The organism is Bacillus sp. FSL M7-1345 (genome assembly GCF_038006985.1).
Taxonomy (GTDB): Bacteria; Bacillota; Bacilli; order Bacillales; family Bacillaceae_G; genus Bacillus_A; species Bacillus_A cereus_U.
Genome location: NZ_JBBOWG010000001.1, coordinates 3,136,046 through 3,152,479 on the forward strand (window position 1 = coordinate 3,136,046; position 16,434 = coordinate 3,152,479).

Below are 16,434 nucleotides of genomic sequence, written 5' to 3' on the forward strand. Positions count from 1 at the left end.
CTCCCCAGTTCACATTATTTTAGATTAATCTCATGGTTCATCTTATAATTCTTTTTCAGAAATACTGGGCAATCCCATTCACAAACAAGGTCCTTAGCCAAGGAAACGATCCAGTCCTTTGTAATATGATACTTTTCCCCATCAACAGTAATAAACACTTCACCATCTGTCACATAGAAAACTTCCTGCTCTTCTACATGCCACGTTCCTTTATTCGGTTCGCCTACCCATGGTTCCCATGCGTTGGCACCTAGTTGCTCTGCTTCTTCTGCTGTAAGTTTTTTCGCAAAAAACATGACAATCCTCTCTCTTTCGTATTGATAATTTTGAAGGAATAAGTCTATAAATCTACTGCCTTAACATTTGTATTTTTCAAACGTTTAAACTCTTTTTTCATAAAGTATATGGCAATGAGAACACCTGGAATTTCTGCAGCAGGAGCAGCGTACCATACACCTTCTACACCCCAGAATTTCGGGAAAATAAATAGAAACGGTAACATGAACAACAATATTTTGCTTACACTAATAAACGTTGCGGACCAGTTTCTCTCTTGTGATTCGAAATAACCAGAGATAAGCAAGCTGACTGCACTAAGCGTAAACAAACAATTGAATATAACTGTCGTCCAAATGCCCAGTTTCTGTAATTCAGGATTACCACCAGAAAAAAATGACACAATTGGATCTGCAAAAATGATTAGTATGGCTGTCACGATCACAAAGAAGGAAACTGTAAAAATGAGTCCCATCTTAATTGCTTGTTTCACACGATCAAGGTTGCCTGCACCGTAATTATAACTAATAATCGGTTGAAGTCCTGTCATCCCACCAAGCGCTGCTAAGGCGAGGAGATTTGTAATGTAACCGTTTTGAATCGTGAAAGCTGCAACGTGCAAACCACCACCGTAGCTTTGCAGTAAGTTGTTGGTGAAAATAATTGCAATAAACATCATGAACTGACTCGAGAAAGATGCAAAGCCCGTCCAAACTACTTCACCAATCTTCTTGAGATTAATCATCATATCTTTCATTTTTGGCTTAAGTTTTGTTTTACCAAACCAGAAATAAAAGATTAGGAGAACAGGAATCGATTGCGAAATCGTATTAGCCCATGAAGAACCCATCATCCCCATGTCATACTTCACTACCATAATCCATTCTGCAGTCCCAGCAACAACCGCTGCGACTAACCAACTGTTCATTGATAATATAGGCTTTTCATCGATATTAGCTAAAATACTTAATACAACGGCCAATATCGTTAATGGCAACGAAATCCATAGCAGTCGGCTATATTGCACTGCGTATGGAAGCGCTTCATCACTTGCTCCGAATAAAATCATAATATCATTTTCAAAGAGCAATCCAAGTATAGCTAACAAAGTGGAAAGGAACAGCGTAAACCATAAAGTTTGCCCCATAATACTTCTAGCTTCCTCTAACTTCCCTTTTCCAAGCCGAAGTGAAATGACCGCTCCTGCTCCCACACCTAAAAGAACACCAATCATACGGGTAATAACCATGACCGTAAATCCAATTCCGATCCCTTCGACTTCCAGCTCCTGAAAACCACTGACGAAATAGCCATCAACAACCGATACAACTCCTAAAATTACGTTAGCCATAATTCCCGCCAAAGCAAACCGTAAATATAGTAACGGAATACTTTTGGTTCCTAGCACTGAATCATCCACCGGCTTATTCATTACTTCTGGTTGCTCTATTTTTGATGACGGACCGTTGTCCACTATTTTCATGAGCATATCCCCTTATAAATAATTTATATAGCACGTTTTGCTCAATTAATTCGCATACCAACCTACAGGATTGGCATGCTGGTGGATATTGATTTGCTTCGTTTCCATAAAGTGCTCCAGCCCAACAGTACCTAACGCCCTGCCGATTCCACTTTGCTTATATCCGCCCCAAGGGCCTTCCACATAAGCGAGATGATAACTATTAATCCAAGTAATTCCCGCACGCAATTTACTAATAACACGTTTAGCTCGGTCCATATCTTCAGTAAATACAGCACCGGCTAATCCATAAATGGAATCATTCGCTTTTTGGATGGCATCTTCCTCATCTTTAAATTTCTGTACAACAAGGACTGGACCAAAAATCTCTTCCTTAACAATACACATATTCGCATTTACATCAGCAAAGATTGTTGGTGCAATGAAAAATCCTCGATCAAGCCCATTTTCTGTTAAGCGCTTACCACCACAAACTAACTTTGCCCCTTCTTCGATTCCACTCTTTATATAATGTAAAACTTCATTCATATGAGACTCGTTTGTGAGGGCTCCCATTTCGATGTTCTCGCTTTCTCCGTTGCCAACTACAATTTTGCTCGCACGCTCGGCCAATCTTTCAACAAACTTATCGTAAATGGTCTCTTGTACAAGCAAACGGGATGCAGCTGAACAAACTTGCCCAGCATTGTGGAAAATACCAAACATCGCATTATCGACTGCGGTTTCAAAATCCACATCGTCGAACACAATAAGTGGAGATTTACCACCTAGTTCAAGTGTGATTTTTTTCATATTGCCCGCAGCTGCGCGCATAATACTTTGACCTGTTTTTGTTCCACCGGTAAAGGCAACTTTGTCAACATCATGGCTCTCTGCAAGCTCATTCCCAACCTTTGAACCAGGTCCCAATACCAAGTTTGCCACTCCGTCCGGAAGTCCAACCTCTTCGATAATTTCAAATAATTTGAATACGCTTACAGGAGTGACGTCAGCAGGCTTAATTACAATTGTATTCCCCGCGGCAAGTGCAGGAGCAATTTGCCAAACAGCTAACATAAGCGGAAAGTTCCAAGGTACAATAAGTCCACAAACACCAATCGGTTCATGAATAATAATTGTTTCCGAAGAATCAGCACGAGTGTAAGATTCCTTTTTCATACCTTTGATCAAGTCGGCATAATAGCGGAAGCATTGAATCGATACCGGAATATCTACATGGGTTGTTGCACGGATAACCTTACCGTTATTTGCAGTTTCCAAACGGGCAATTTCAGCTGTCTTCTCTTCAAGACGGTCTGCAATCTTATATAGATAGTCAGCTCTTTCATCAGCCGATAAATCCGACCAGATTCCGCTGTCAAACGCTTTACGAGCCGCCTTAATTGCTATCTTCGCATCATCTGCTGATCCATGAGCAGACGTTGCGATAACCTCTCCCGTTGCAGGATTGATAATGTTTCGTCTAGCACCCGATAATGCTTCTACCCATTTCCCGTCAATGAACATGTTAATTTCCATAAAGACCTCTCCTTTACGCGATAATATCTACCAGTTTGAAACCAATATGTGCTATATTGACCAACATCGCTTTCTGATTATAGAATGGGAATGATTTGAGGCGTTCCTTTTCAAATCGGTATCCACCTGCACTCCCCGTAACAATCCATTGTGCCAATAACTTACCAAACAATGTCGAGAGAGACGCGCCATGGCCCGTATAACCCGTTGCGAAATATGCGCCTTCTTTGGATCTACCGATAACCGGGAACGTATCAATTGTAACCCCGATAAATCCACCCCACCTGTAATCAATCTTGCTTCCTTCTAGTTTTGGCATCATTTTAACCATGGCATCGTAAACATTTTGATAAACAGCATCACCTAAGTTTGGACGAATATCGCCACCGCCAAATATGATCCGATTATCTGGTGTGCGCCTGAAATAGTAAAGGAAACTGCTTGTATCAAAAACCATGCGATCTTTAGGAATGACGGCATTCACCAGTGATTCTGGAAGCTGTTCAGTAGCAATAATACGTGCCGAAATTGGCAGTACGCCTTTATTCAGTTCAGTCATGATTTTTCCAGAGTAACCATCTGTAGCCACAATAATGTCTTTCGCAGTAACAGCACCTTTTTCTGTTACAACTTTCACACTATTTCGGCCGTACTCAATAGATAGTGCTTTCGAATGCTCAAAGATTTTTGCACCGATCGATTTAGCTGCTTCTCCCAAACCAATTGCATAGTTCAGTGGTTGGAACGAGTAACTCGAGTTGTCGACTAAGCAGCCATGATAATGCGGGGAATCAATCTCTTGATGCAACTGACTTCGATTAAGCACGCTTGATTCGTATCCAAAATTTTTGTTTAAGTATTCACTTTCATGTTTCAATCCTTCAAAATGCTTGGCTTTGTAAGCCGCCACAATGTGACCTGTCTTTCTAAAGTTACAGTTGATTTGATGCTCGTCGATAATGTTTTTAACTAATTCAACACTAAGCAGCGAAAGATCGTTAAGCTGTCTCGCCTCTTCGGCACCATACTTCTTGGCAAGCTCCTGCATCGTTGACTTATAGCCCGGCAATACCATCCCGCCGTTGCGACCGCTTGCGCCATATCCGATTGTTTCCTGCTCAAGGACAATGACACTCTTCCCTAACTTTTGCAAATGATATGCAGAAGAAAGACCTGTGAAACCTGCGCCGATAATGACAACATCCGCCTCTTCATTTCCTTCAAGAGGTTTTCCTTTGTCATAGCTGTTTGCAGTCGCTGTCCATAGTGAGAGAGTATCCATATGATCCATCTTATCCATAGCTAATCCTTCTCCTTTCGTGACATGTATGTTACAATACAGTCAAAAATATTCAAAATATTCACATTTATTGAATTAATAATATGACTTGGAGTTTCCTCCACGTCAATAGCCATTTGAGAGTTTTTTGAAGTCATTTTGCGAAAAAAATGGAGTAACTCCACTTTTTTCATTGGGGGGACATCTATGAAAATTGGTACATTTGCGAAGCTTTTTCATGTTACGACTGATACCGTTCGTTATTACATTGAACTAGGATTATTAATACCAGACAAAAAAACACCCAGTATCAAATGAACCAATTGTGTTTCGACGACATGACTTTTATTAGTGAGCTGAAAAAATTTCATTTTTCATTGATAGAAATCCAACGAATTTTATCATATCGGCGTGTCACAAATTTCTCAGACCATGAGGATATCGACTACTACAATAACTTGCTCATTGATAAAAAGGACGAGCTAACCAAGAAAAAAGAAGACATATCAAAAGCTATCCAATTGATTGAAAAAGCAGCTCAAACTAGCTCGCCTTCATCCAAAGAAGAGAATATTACAGGAATCCCGCTTGATTTTGTAAATTTGCTCTATTGTCCGAAGTGCCGTATTCCACTTGAAATGGAAGATGTAACGATTAAAAAAGTTTACATTCACACGGGGCGTTTAACTTGTAGCTGTGGATACGAGGCTGCTATCGAGGAAGGTATTATCATTACCGCGAATTTGTACGAGACGTCTCCTTATCCATCTTATTTTTACGATAAAGAAACGATTAAAGAGATCAATCCCAAAATGATTAACTTATTTGAAAAAATTAATTTTCAGTTTCAAAAAATTCTACAAAATATAGATTTGCAAAACAAATTAATTGTGGAAACAAACGTTGACGCTTTCGTGTCACTACCCAAATATATCGATGTTCTTGAAACAAGCGCGTCCTATGTATTCAGTGGCTATTCACTTGCGATGCTCAAGAAGGTTAGAAACAGAATTGAGCGTATGAATCCGAAGCCACGCGTCCTTTATATTTTGAATTCCGATTTAAATCTGCCATTAAAACCGCTTAGCATCGATGTTTTTGTGGATAGTTTTTCAGTAACTGATTTTTCACTGCTCAATCCGCAGTTCCCAATTCACGTTCTAAAAAATTATTTACATAACAGTTCAACAATTGTCGGCGGATACTCATATTATGATAGTTCGGCCAAATCCTTGAAAAACATTTCAGCCTTATATCCAAATTCTCACGAACATATTTTACATCCAAAATACTTAGAAGAAAATTTATCAGGCCACGAATTTCAAATCACGCAAAGTGAAAATATCGGTTACTGTACAGATCCAGGACCTTATTTCGATTATCATGTAAGAGACGAAAAATTCCACATGCTCATGTATTTGGCTAGTACGAAACAATAGCACAAAAAAGCGCCATCACAAGTGACGGCGCTTTTTATATGTAAGAGATACTAGAAGATATCCTTCTAGCCTACTCCCATTTATAAGTCCAAAATTGTTCAAGTTGCAGCCATTTTAATGTTGCTGCATCTTTGTTTTTTATTTTTGCATGTGTTTCTTCAAGCATTGCTTCTGTTTGTGAACGATGCGCGCCTAGTGCAGCTAATTTATGTTCAAATACTTCACTAATATTATTTACAACATCCGGCTCACCGAGTACTGCTTCGCGATTTCTCGTAATCGCAACTGCATGAATGACTGGACGCTCTTCTTTTGGCATACGTGATACAGCGCGAACTACAGCACGGCCAAATGCATCATGATCTGGATGTACGCCGTGTTCTGGATAAAATGTAATAATTCGAGATGGATTTACTTCTTGAATTATCGCTTCGATTTTATCTGCAACAAAATCAATATCTTCAAATTCTAACGTTTTATCATGGAAACCGAGCATTCTTAAATCTTGAATCCCCATCGCTTCACATGCATCTTTTAATTCTTTTTCACGGATATTTGGAATCGTTTCACGGTTAGCGAATACATTTTTCCCCATGTTACGTCCCATTTGTCCAAGAGTACCGCATGCATATGTTACAGGTACTCCTTGATCTGTTAATAAGCGAATTGTTCCTCCCGCAGCAAATGCTTCATCATCTGGATGCGGAAATACAACAAGTACATGTCTCTCCATAAGTTTCCCTCCTTCTTACTTAAATGGCGTTAAGCTTAACTCAAGCGCTACCGCTAAGCGGCCTTGGTTATCATGCCCTGCTAGTAATAAACGCTCTTTATCGTCTACTTCCCAGTGCGTAATACCTTCTGCATATACCCAGCCATGATCCATTTTCAAACCAACTCGGTATGGATTTGTTCCAGTTATTTTCCCGCGCTCAAAGCGAATAATTGCATTTCGAATGAATGCTCCAACTGTCATCAACTTTTCATTAAAGTGTGACGCATACGCTCCATTCGTCGTTTCTAAATGAATATATACATCTTTATTTACAAAACGTTCAATTTCATTTTGAATAAGAGAACTATCTTTTACTATTTCCATCGGAATTCACCTCTTTAAACCATTTTACGCAAAAATAATGTAAATTGCTATCTCTATATTAGAGGACAACGCTCACTTTTCCTAATAATTTGCACTGTGTTTTTTATATTTTTTATATGATATGTAAAAATCACATTTTTTCCTTCACTTTGTTAAATAGTTTTCTTTCTTTTTTGAATTTGCTACAATATACTTTGTCCCGTGTTAATTTAGCGAGATACATTTCGACAATTGAATACATACTTTAAAGAAGGTGACATGCTTGGAACATTCAGCACATGAAGTAGCAAATTGGCAATATTATTTTGCAATTGCCGTATTTTTAGTCACGTACGGTTTTATTATTTCTGAGAAATTGAATCGTGCTGTAATCGCATTATTCGGTGCTGCTATTATGATTATTTTTGGAATTGTAGATTTACATACTGCTTTCACATCACATATTCAATGGGAAACGATCACCCTTTTAATTGGGATGATGATTCTCGTACATATTACGAGTCAATCGGGCGTATTTGAATTTGTAGCCATTAAAGCAGCAAAAGCAGCTGGCGGAAAACCAATCCGCATTTTATTATTACTATCCCTATTAACCGCTGTCGGTTCTGCATTTTTGGACAACGTAACAACCGTATTATTAATCGTACCTGTTACACTATCCATTACACGTATTTTAAAAGTAAATCCTGTTCCTTATTTAATTTCAGAAGTACTATTTTCAAATATAGGCGGAACAGCAACACTAATCGGTGATCCGCCTAACATTATGATTGGATCGGCTAATAAGCATTTAGACTTTAATGCCTTTTTACTTAACTTAGCTCCAATTGTACTTATCATCGCTATCGTTACATTAGGCATTATTTACTTCATGTATCGTAACAAACTAAAAACAACAACTGAGCAAATTAAAATACTGATGGCATTAAATGAAAAAGATTATATTAAAGATCAAAGCCTCCTTTTAAAATCGATTACAATTTTAGGACTAACTATTTTAGGCTTTGTACTTCATTCTATTATTCATGTAGACGCTGCCGTTATTGCGATGACAGGTGCTACACTTCTTATGTTAATTGGCGTGAAAGAACACGATATTGAAGATGTATTTGCCCACGTTGAATGGGTAACCATTTTCTTCTTCGCTGGACTATTCGTTCTCGTTGGCGGGTTAATTGATATCGGACTTATTTCTTCACTCGCAAAAGAAGTAATCGACGTAACAAATGGCGACATCGGTTTCGCTGCTATACTTATCTTATGGGTATCTGGCATCGCATCTGCGACAATTGACAACATCCCATTTGTCGCAACGATGATTCCACTTATTCAAGATTTAGCTACAGGACTCGGACTATCTGTCGATTCTCCGCAAATTGAAGTACTATGGTGGGCGTTATCTCTTGGAGCTTGCTTAGGAGGAAACGGAACGTTAATCGGAGCGTCAGCAAACGTAGTCGTTGCTGGTATTGCAAAACGTGAAGGACATGGATTCTCTTATATGGACTTCTTAAAAATCGGTTTCCCCTTAACGATCATTGCATTATTATTATCACACGCTTATATATATTTACGTTACTTAATGTAAAAGTTGTAGTGCATGAAATTATATCGGCGATTTTTAAAATATATCGATCGTTTCTCCGAATATATCAGCGATTTTCTAAATATATCGGCGATTCGATAACGAATATCGACTTACCGACAAATAACGACAGTAAAAAAGGTATGCAGCACTACGCCGCATACCTTTTTTCATCACCAAAATATACCTATAATTGCTAATCCACCTAAAATCATACCACCAATTTGTCCGATGATTGTTGGTGATAATTGAACACCTTTTCTCACTTCAACAACTGGTCTTTCGTGCCTTAGTTGTTGCACTTCACTTTGAAGTTGGTGTACACTTCCGTGTAGCTCTTTTATAAGCTCCTTTAATTCAGCGACCTCTTCGTTTACTGGCTTACTTTTTTCTAAGTTCATCTCGCATAACTCCTTATAAATTCAATCAGCGCACTGTAAAATTTCGCCAATTACCGCTATATCTCCTGCATACTACATATATAATATGGAATGTATTTTTAATCTTGCAGCTCTATCCATTCATCCCGCAATATCCCCATAATCATTCGATCAAAACACTTTCCATCTCGCTGAACTACTTCTCTCATACACCCTTCCATCTGAAAACCCATCTTTTTATACAACGCAATGGCAGCTTTATTATAAGAAATAACATCGAGGCCAACGCGGTGTAAATTCATTTCATAGAACGCATACTTTAAAATAAGATGCAACGCTTCTCTCCCATATCCTTTTCCTCTATCATTTGCATCGCCTATACCAATTGCTAATAAACCTGTTCTGTTATTCCACTCTATGCCGTGAATTGCAACAAAACCAATTAAGCGATCCTCTTGAACTGTTCTTAACATGAAAGAAACACTATTGGATCTCCGTCCCTTTAATAACCCATCATTTGATATTTCATGTAATGATTGCGGGAATGCTAAGTCTGTATCTACATTTCTTAAATATTCACTATCCTCTTGCCACATAACCATTACTTCAGCATCTGCTTCTCTAATAGCTGATAATTTAATAGTTTTATTTTGAAAAAGATTCATCTTCATTTCAAACTCCCCCTTTATTTAAATAGCGGGGACAATTATTCTAGCCTATTTATCCCGCATTAACGGGCAGTAAGACTCCCACCTCAAAATTCAGCTGGAGCGAAGATGTTAGGTGGGAGATCAACTGCCCGTAAACGCCCGATTGGTGAGGGCTGATAATCAGTGGGGGATGAACAAAACCCCACTGATTAAAGTTTCACTTTATCCCCTTGTTCCATAAACTGTTATATAAACGGGATACTTACAATAAGCGCTGACATTGGCACATCTCCTCTTCATTAAATTAACTTCATTGTATAATTTTTTATTTATTCTAACAATAAAAAGACCCTCCAAATTTAGAGAGCCTTTCCTAATAGCAAAACTGTATTATTTCGTAAACATTTTCTCCGCTTCATCCATTGCCATTTTGTTACCTAAAGCAGAATAGTCAAGCCATGGTTGGTCATTAATAATGTATACATGCTTGCCTTTAACAGCTTTTAAATCTTTCCAAATTGGTGTTTCTTGTAGTTGTTTAAATGCAGCTTTTGCTTTATCATCTCTATTTACGACAACAAAAATCGCATCTGCATCAAAGTCAGGTAATACTTCTTGTGAAATGACTTCGAAAGGACGGTTTCCATCAATTTTTTCCACACCATTTGCAGGTTGTAATCCTAAGTCTTGGAATAAAATTGGTCCCATCGGTCTTTTCGTACTAAATACACGTAATTCTTTTGCAGTAACGCGAATTGCCATTACTTTTTCATTATTACCTAACTCTTTATCTATTAAACTTTTCACTCGTTTTGTCTGCTCTTCGTAATCTTGAATATACTTTTCCGCTTCTTTCTCACGGTTTACAAGTTTACCTACTTCTTTTAAATGATCTCTCCACGTACCTTCATCTAAATTGAAAGAATGTGTTGTTGTAATTTTTTCGTATTTCACTAAATCTTTGCCAGCATATTTTTCATCAACATAAATTTCAGTTGGCTTTAATTGAAGTAACGCTTCCATGTTTGGATCTGTTGCAACGCCAAGTTTCTTCGTATCTTTCAACTGCTCTTTTGCGTGTGGTAAGAAATCTTTTAAATCTCCACCAATAACAGAACCTACTGGTGTAATTCCTAATGCAAGTAAATCATTTGTTAAGTGAATAGACATTGAAGCAATTTTGGGATCATTACTTTTTTCCGTTTTTTTAGTTGCCTCTTCATTAGGTTTCGATTGACCACATGCTGCTAATACTAAAATACACATAATGCTAAATAAAATGGAAAGTTTCTTTTTCATATGTTCTCCTCGTTGAAGTATTTATTTTGTTTTTGTAAGTAAATAAAGAAAATACGGCGCTCCTAAAGCCGCTACTACTACACCAGCTGGAATAGAGTTTGGCTCGAATACAGAACGACCTATCGTATCTGCGAGTACTAAAATAATCATTCCAATAATGCCAGCTAGCGGAAGGAAATGTTGATATGTAGTACCTACTAACTTTCTTGCGATATGCGGAGAAACTAGACCGATAAAACCAATCCCTCCTGCCATCGATACACTTGCACAAGATAATCCGACCGCCGTAGCTAAAAGTAGTAATCGTTCTTTTTGAACAGAAACACCAAGTCCTGCTGCTACACTATCACCTAGGGACAGTGCATTTAACGTTTTAGATTTCAGCCATGCGTACGGAGTTAGTATCAAAATCCAAGGTAATAATGCTAGGACATGAATCCAATCTCTTCCCCACACGTTACCAACTAACCATCTAGAAGCGAATGTATACGTCTCATCATTTAACTTGAGCGAGAAAAATAATGAAAGTGCACTAAAACCAGCTGAAACTGCAATACCAACCAGAATAAGTCTAATGGGAAGTAAACCTTTTGACCGATCACTCGCAAGCAAAACAATAAGAAATGCAGCTAACACTCCTCCGCCAAATGTAAATAACGGTATTAAAATCGATGCACTCTCATTAATAGAATGAAAGAGCGTAACGAATACAATAAGCCCGAAAGATGCACCCGAATGTAATCCGAGAATACCGGGATCTGCGAGTGCATTACGAGATAGCCCTTGCAAAATCGCACCGGAAACTCCAAGGCCGATACCTGCTAACATTGTGATAATAATTCTTGGCATACGATAATCGAATAGCACTGTTGCACTCTCAAAATCACCATAACCAAAAAGCGTTTGAATCACTTTGAGTGGTGCAATGCTCAGCGTCCCCGTATTTAAGCTAATCAAAATTACAGCGATACTCATACAACCGAATATTGTAGTTACAGTAATAGCTCTCTTTTTATCCGTGTTAAAAAGATCCTTCACTTATAACTCACTCCCAACTTTACGTGCTATATAGAGGAAGAACGGAACTCCAACAAGAGCTACCATAATCCCTATCGCAAGTTCTTTAGGAGGATTTACTGTTCTTGCTCCTAAATCAGCTAACACCAATAACATAGCTCCTAATAATGCTGACATAGGAATAATAAGCCGATAATTAACACCAACTAATTTTCTAGCAATATGTGGGATGACTAGTCCTACAAATCCAATAGAACCAACAGCTGAAACAGAGACACCCGCAAGAATAACTACTATAATCATCCCGAGTATTCTCGTTCGGTTCGTTTTCACACCTAAATTCGTAGCAACATCATCCCCCATTGATATGAGTGAAATAGATCGCCCTAGCACTGTCGCAAAAACAATCGTTATGAGAATAATAGGCACTAAAAGTTTCAAGTGTTCCCACTTAACCCCCGCAACACCACCGGCAAACCAAAACGCTAAATCTTGGCTTAAATCATAATAAATTGCAATACCTGAACTTAATGAGTGTAAAAGCGCTGCCATAACTGCTCCAGCAATCGTTAACCTCATCGGTGTTAACCCTCCTGATGTTGCCGATCCGATAATAAAAATGAGTACGGTACTTAAAACTGCTCCAATAAAGGAAACAATCATTAAGTAGGAATACGGCATATGCGGGAAAAAAGCAAAACTAAGTGCTACTACAAACATCGCACCCGCATTTATTCCGAGCACACCTGCATCAGCTAAAGGATTTTGTGTTACCCCTTGCATCACAGCCCCAGCGACTGCAAAAGCAGCACCTACAACTACCGCGCCAATCACCCTTGGAAGTCTTAGCTCATAAATAATTTGATGCTGCGTTAATTTCGGATTGTAATCAAAAACCGCTGCCCACACCGTTTGCAAATGAATATCCTTTGCACCGAATGCAACAGCTAAAAATATAGACCCCATTAAGCATAAAATTGTTAAGCTCATGAAAGAAATGAACTTAATATGTATCCAGCGATTATTGCCAGCATGTACAGTAGACTTATGTAACATGTTTCATTTCATCCTTTATATTCAGTTGTTTTTTATAATTATTTTTTATTTATAATCATTATTGATAATGATTATCATTTTCATTTAGCTATTATATCCCCACCTTTTTTAAATAGAAAACTATTTTTTTACTTTGTTACAATATTAAAACACTTATTACAATTCCCTTCTAAAACTTACAAATACATGCAAAATAGCACGATGTTATATTTTCAAATTTATAGTATACTGAGTTATTATTTCGATTTTTCAAATAAAAATCCTGAAGGTGAAAACATGTTTTATATAAAACAACTACTCTATTTCACTTATGAACAAGCATTATCTTGTTTGTTCCCAGTCATTATTTTTTTAACACTAGCCCTTTCCAAAATCATTTCTATCCCAGGGTTATATCGCTATGATTTCATACTCATCGTATGTCTTCTTATGCAATATATAATGTATAAAACGGGACTTGAAACGAAAGACGAATTAAAAGTAATTACTGTTTTTCACCTTATCGGACTTCTACTAGAAATATATAAAGTGCATTTTGGATCATGGAGTTATCCTGAAGAGGCGTATTCAAAAGTTTTAGGTGTTCCGCTATACAGTGGTTTTATGTATGCGAGTGTCGCAAGTTACATATGCCAGGCGTGGAGAAGATTGCATTTGCAAATGTATTATTGGCCAAAGGCTATTTTTGCTGTGCCGTTAGGAGCGATGATTTACTTCAATTTTTTCACACACCATTTTCTATACGATTTTAGATGGGTATTAACTTTACTTTTATTCATTGTATTCTTTCGAACTTTTGTGGAGTTTTCCTTACAAGGAGTTACATATAAAATGCCGCTCGTTCTCTCATTTTTCCTTATTGGATTCTTTATTTGGATTGCAGAAAACATCGCAACATTTTTCGGAGCATGGCAATATCCAAATCAACGGGAAACATGGAACCTCGTTCACTTTAGCAAAATTAGCTCATGGTTTTTACTCGTTGTCATTAGCATTATGATTGTTACACAACTCAAACATTTGAAGGGGTCGAAAGGATAATGCTGATTACGTTAGAAATATTAGAATTAATTAATTTTCTCTACTTGCTCAATAAAAAAACGAAATCCATCTGGAATTTCGTTTTTTTAAGCAATTAAATTCAAAACTATAGAGATTTCACAAGACGTTCCATCGCCTTCATTTGACCAATATGATCCGCTTCATGATAAAGCATCATACCGTAAAGCTCCCCTACTGTTTCCAATCCTAAGAACGGCTCTGGAAGTTTATTTTCAAATGCTTCTGCTGGAATTTCATTAATGCGCTTCGCTTGCTCTTGTAACTGAGACTTTAACACTTCTAATGATGGCCCTTCTGTTTCCCATTTAGATGGTCTTGATCCATATCCAAACATACCTGGATATTCACTTGGTAAATGTTTAAATTCTCTTCCAAACATGAAAGTCTCTGCTGCAGATAACACGTGACCGATATGCCAGCGGATTGTGTTATTAAAGCCATCCGGCTGCTTATCCGCAGTTTTGTCATCTAAAGTTTCCATAAATTTAAGTAATGCTCCACGCGTTATTTCAAATTGTTTTAAACCAACTATTCTATTCATTTTATCGTCCCCTTTTTTATGTACAATTTATTATGAGCTAAGAATGTTCAACTTATTAAAGTTTCACCTTGTTTAATCTATCAGAAACAATTAAAAAATACATCTAATATGCTTAACGCACTTTGGCAATATGTTTTTTAAAAAAGGTACAACCTTCGGAAATATAGAATTACTTAGTGCGCAAATATTTCAGTAAACAAAAGAGGAGTGTAATTGCATGGTAGATGTTTTAAAACAACAATATAATCTTATTAGTTCTACAAGGGAAAATCTATTTACATTTTTGGAAGAAATTCCACAAGAAAAATTGCACAGTACGGTTCCTAACTTCGGAAGTGGCAGCATTATAAAAACCCATATTCATGTAGCAGATTGCTATCGATACTGGATCGGATCATTCGCATTTAACCAAAAACGAGCAGATTTTTCATTTGCTAGCGATTATGAAATTGAACATGCAGATGTCGAAAAAGTTCGTGCTAGATTTAAGTTAGTAGATGAAGTTGTCCAACGTTTTCTAGATGAATACAATGACCGGTGGCTCGAAAATATAGCAAATGAAGTGAAATGGCAAAAAGAACCTTGGAGCACAACTCCGCTATGGCTTTTAACCCATACGGAGACTCATGAGTTTCATCATAAAGGACAAATTGTATCTATGGCTCGCCACCTTGGATATACTCCTCCTGATACAGACCTTAGTTGATTCGTTTTTTCAATTATTATGGCCATACTTAAAAGTGATTATAAAAATATACTATAAAGAACCGATACTTGTTTCATCCAAGTATCGGTTCCCTATATACAAAAGTGCTATTCTTCTTACATATAAAACAAATATTTCTCCACTTAATCCCTTGCAAAAGACTCCCTCGTTACATCAATGAATTGTTGCAGTGGCGATGTCATCCATTTATCTTTATGCCAAGCAATTTGCGTATAAATCGGGGAAATTGTTTCTTTTAAAACTAACTCCTTTACTGTACCTTCTCGTATATCTTTTTCTACTACTATCGCTGGCAAAACTGCTACACCTAAATCTGCAATAACACATTGTTTAATTGCCTCTACGCTAACAAACTCAATCTTATTTGCCGGATATACTTCTTCCGCACGAAATAACTCTTCAAATAAAGTCCGATACGAGCAACCGAGTTCTGTTAATAAAAGTGTTTCATTCTCTAAATCTTTTATAGAAACGGAAGATTGTTCAAGTAAACGATGCGTAGGAGCAACTACTACTTTTAATTCTTCTTTCATAAGTGGCTCTACATGTAAAACGTCTTCTGTTTTACATTCGTCTAAAATAAATACAAGGTCTACTTTCCCCTCCATCAATTGTTCCTTCGCATCTTTATTGGAATGCGCTGGTTTAAATATAAGTTTTATTTGGGGAAATTGCGCTTTAAACCTTTTTAATATGGAAGGGAGCCTGTATGTACATTGACTTTCTTGCGCACCAATTATTAACGTACCTGCTATTTCCTCATCATCTTTCACAGCCATTTTCGCTTCGTTACTGAGCGCAATCATCTTATCGGCATATAGTTGAAACTTTCTTCCTGCTTCAGTTAAGAAAAGGCGTTTTCCCAATCTCTCAAATAACGGCGTACCAAGCTCAGTTTCTAACGTTTTAATTTGCGCTGTTACGCTCGATTGGGCAAAGTTTAATTTCTTCGCAGTTTGGGTAAAGTTCAAAGTCTCTGCCGCTACTTTAAATGTAATTAATTGTTTTATCTCCATTTGCTAT

General features: G+C 37.4%; 16 protein-coding genes and 1 pseudogene. 4 read left to right on the forward strand and 13 right to left on the reverse strand.

All coding sequences use genetic code 11. The features are described 5' to 3' along the window. Window positions 1-14 precede the first annotated feature (14 nt). From MHB76_RS16385 to MHB76_RS16400, 4 genes are read right to left on the reverse strand one after another with little or no spacing between them, the layout of a single operon-like run. Window positions 15-296, reverse strand: coding sequence for a cupin domain-containing protein (locus tag MHB76_RS16385; protein ID WP_002161019.1), 282 nt, complete (start codon window positions 294-296; stop codon window positions 15-17). A 44-nt stretch (window positions 297-340) separates the two neighbouring features. Then, entirely contained in the window at window positions 341-1,759 is a 1,419-nt protein-coding gene (locus tag MHB76_RS16390) for an MATE family efflux transporter (RefSeq protein WP_340987151.1), read from the reverse strand. Between the two features lie 45 nt (window positions 1,760-1,804). Then, window positions 1,805-3,277, reverse strand: a complete 1,473-nt coding sequence (locus MHB76_RS16395) for an aldehyde dehydrogenase family protein (RefSeq protein WP_199709608.1) — start codon at window positions 3,275-3,277, stop codon at window positions 1,805-1,807. 13 nt (window positions 3,278-3,290) lie between these two features. Beyond that, on the reverse strand, window positions 3,291-4,577 hold the full coding sequence (locus tag MHB76_RS16400) for an NAD(P)/FAD-dependent oxidoreductase (protein ID WP_016105572.1): 1,287 nt from the start codon (window positions 4,575-4,577) through the stop codon (window positions 3,291-3,293). 186 nt (window positions 4,578-4,763) lie between these two features. Between MHB76_RS16400 and MHB76_RS16405 the strand changes: the two are divergent. Beyond that, a pseudogene (locus tag MHB76_RS16405) lies at window positions 4,764-5,995 on the forward strand (MerR family transcriptional regulator). 70 nt (window positions 5,996-6,065) lie between these two features. Here MHB76_RS16405 and bshB2 read toward each other — a convergent pair. Beyond that, window positions 6,066-6,728 carry a bacillithiol biosynthesis deacetylase BshB2 gene (gene bshB2, locus MHB76_RS16410; protein WP_078174118.1) on the reverse strand — a complete coding sequence of 221 codons (663 nt, stop codon included), beginning with the start codon at window positions 6,726-6,728 and terminating at the stop codon, window positions 6,066-6,068. Between the two features lie 15 nt (window positions 6,729-6,743). Beyond that, window positions 6,744-7,094, reverse strand: coding sequence for a YojF family protein (locus tag MHB76_RS16415; protein ID WP_000407037.1), 351 nt, complete (start codon window positions 7,092-7,094; stop codon window positions 6,744-6,746). A gap of 262 nt (window positions 7,095-7,356) precedes the next feature. Between MHB76_RS16415 and MHB76_RS16420 the strand changes: the two genes are divergently transcribed. Beyond that, a complete protein-coding gene (locus tag MHB76_RS16420) occupies window positions 7,357-8,682 on the forward strand; it encodes an ArsB/NhaD family transporter (RefSeq protein ID WP_002111011.1) in 1,326 nt (441 codons plus the stop codon). Between the two features lie 170 nt (window positions 8,683-8,852). Here MHB76_RS16420 and MHB76_RS16425 read toward each other — a convergent pair whose 3' ends face one another. The 5 genes from MHB76_RS16425 to MHB76_RS16445 form a co-directional block, all read right to left on the reverse strand. Next, a complete protein-coding gene (locus MHB76_RS16425) occupies window positions 8,853-9,080 on the reverse strand; it encodes a hypothetical protein (protein ID WP_002033458.1) in 228 nt (75 codons plus the stop codon). Between the two features lie 98 nt (window positions 9,081-9,178). Further along, window positions 9,179-9,730: a GNAT family N-acetyltransferase gene (locus tag MHB76_RS16430; protein ID WP_340987152.1), complete on the reverse strand. Its 552-nt coding sequence runs from the start codon at window positions 9,728-9,730 to the stop codon at window positions 9,179-9,181. Window positions 9,731-10,099: 369 nt separating this feature from the next. Beyond that, window positions 10,100-11,008, reverse strand: a complete 909-nt coding sequence (locus MHB76_RS16435) for an iron-hydroxamate ABC transporter substrate-binding protein (RefSeq protein ID WP_078174121.1) — start codon at window positions 11,006-11,008, stop codon at window positions 10,100-10,102. A gap of 21 nt (window positions 11,009-11,029) precedes the next feature. After that, window positions 11,030-12,046: a FecCD family ABC transporter permease gene (locus tag MHB76_RS16440; RefSeq protein ID WP_016105576.1), complete on the reverse strand. Its 1,017-nt coding sequence runs from the start codon at window positions 12,044-12,046 to the stop codon at window positions 11,030-11,032. Then, window positions 12,047-13,081 (reverse strand): FecCD family ABC transporter permease, encoded by a 1,035-nt coding sequence (locus tag MHB76_RS16445; protein WP_078174122.1) that lies wholly within the window; start codon window positions 13,079-13,081, stop codon window positions 12,047-12,049. A 276-nt stretch (window positions 13,082-13,357) separates the two neighbouring features. Between MHB76_RS16445 and MHB76_RS16450 the strand changes: the two genes are divergently transcribed. Next, window positions 13,358-14,122, forward strand: a complete 765-nt coding sequence (locus MHB76_RS16450) for a DUF817 domain-containing protein (protein WP_078174123.1) — start codon at window positions 13,358-13,360, stop codon at window positions 14,120-14,122. A 106-nt stretch (window positions 14,123-14,228) separates the two neighbouring features. Here the strand turns inward: MHB76_RS16450 and MHB76_RS16455 are convergent, their stop codons facing one another. Continuing rightward, window positions 14,229-14,684 carry a DinB family protein gene (locus tag MHB76_RS16455; protein ID WP_002161005.1) on the reverse strand — a complete coding sequence of 152 codons (456 nt, stop codon included), beginning with the start codon at window positions 14,682-14,684 and terminating at the stop codon, window positions 14,229-14,231. A gap of 217 nt (window positions 14,685-14,901) precedes the next feature. Here MHB76_RS16455 and MHB76_RS16460 point away from each other — a divergent pair, with 217 nt between their 5' ends. Beyond that, window positions 14,902-15,390 (forward strand): DinB family protein, encoded by a 489-nt coding sequence (locus tag MHB76_RS16460; protein ID WP_078174124.1) that lies wholly within the window; start codon window positions 14,902-14,904, stop codon window positions 15,388-15,390. A 143-nt stretch (window positions 15,391-15,533) separates the two neighbouring features. Here the strand turns inward: MHB76_RS16460 and MHB76_RS16465 are convergent, their stop codons facing one another. Then, a complete protein-coding gene (locus MHB76_RS16465; RefSeq protein WP_078174125.1) occupies window positions 15,534-16,427 on the reverse strand; it encodes a LysR family transcriptional regulator in 894 nt (297 codons plus the stop codon). Window positions 16,428-16,434: the final 7 nt, after the last annotated feature.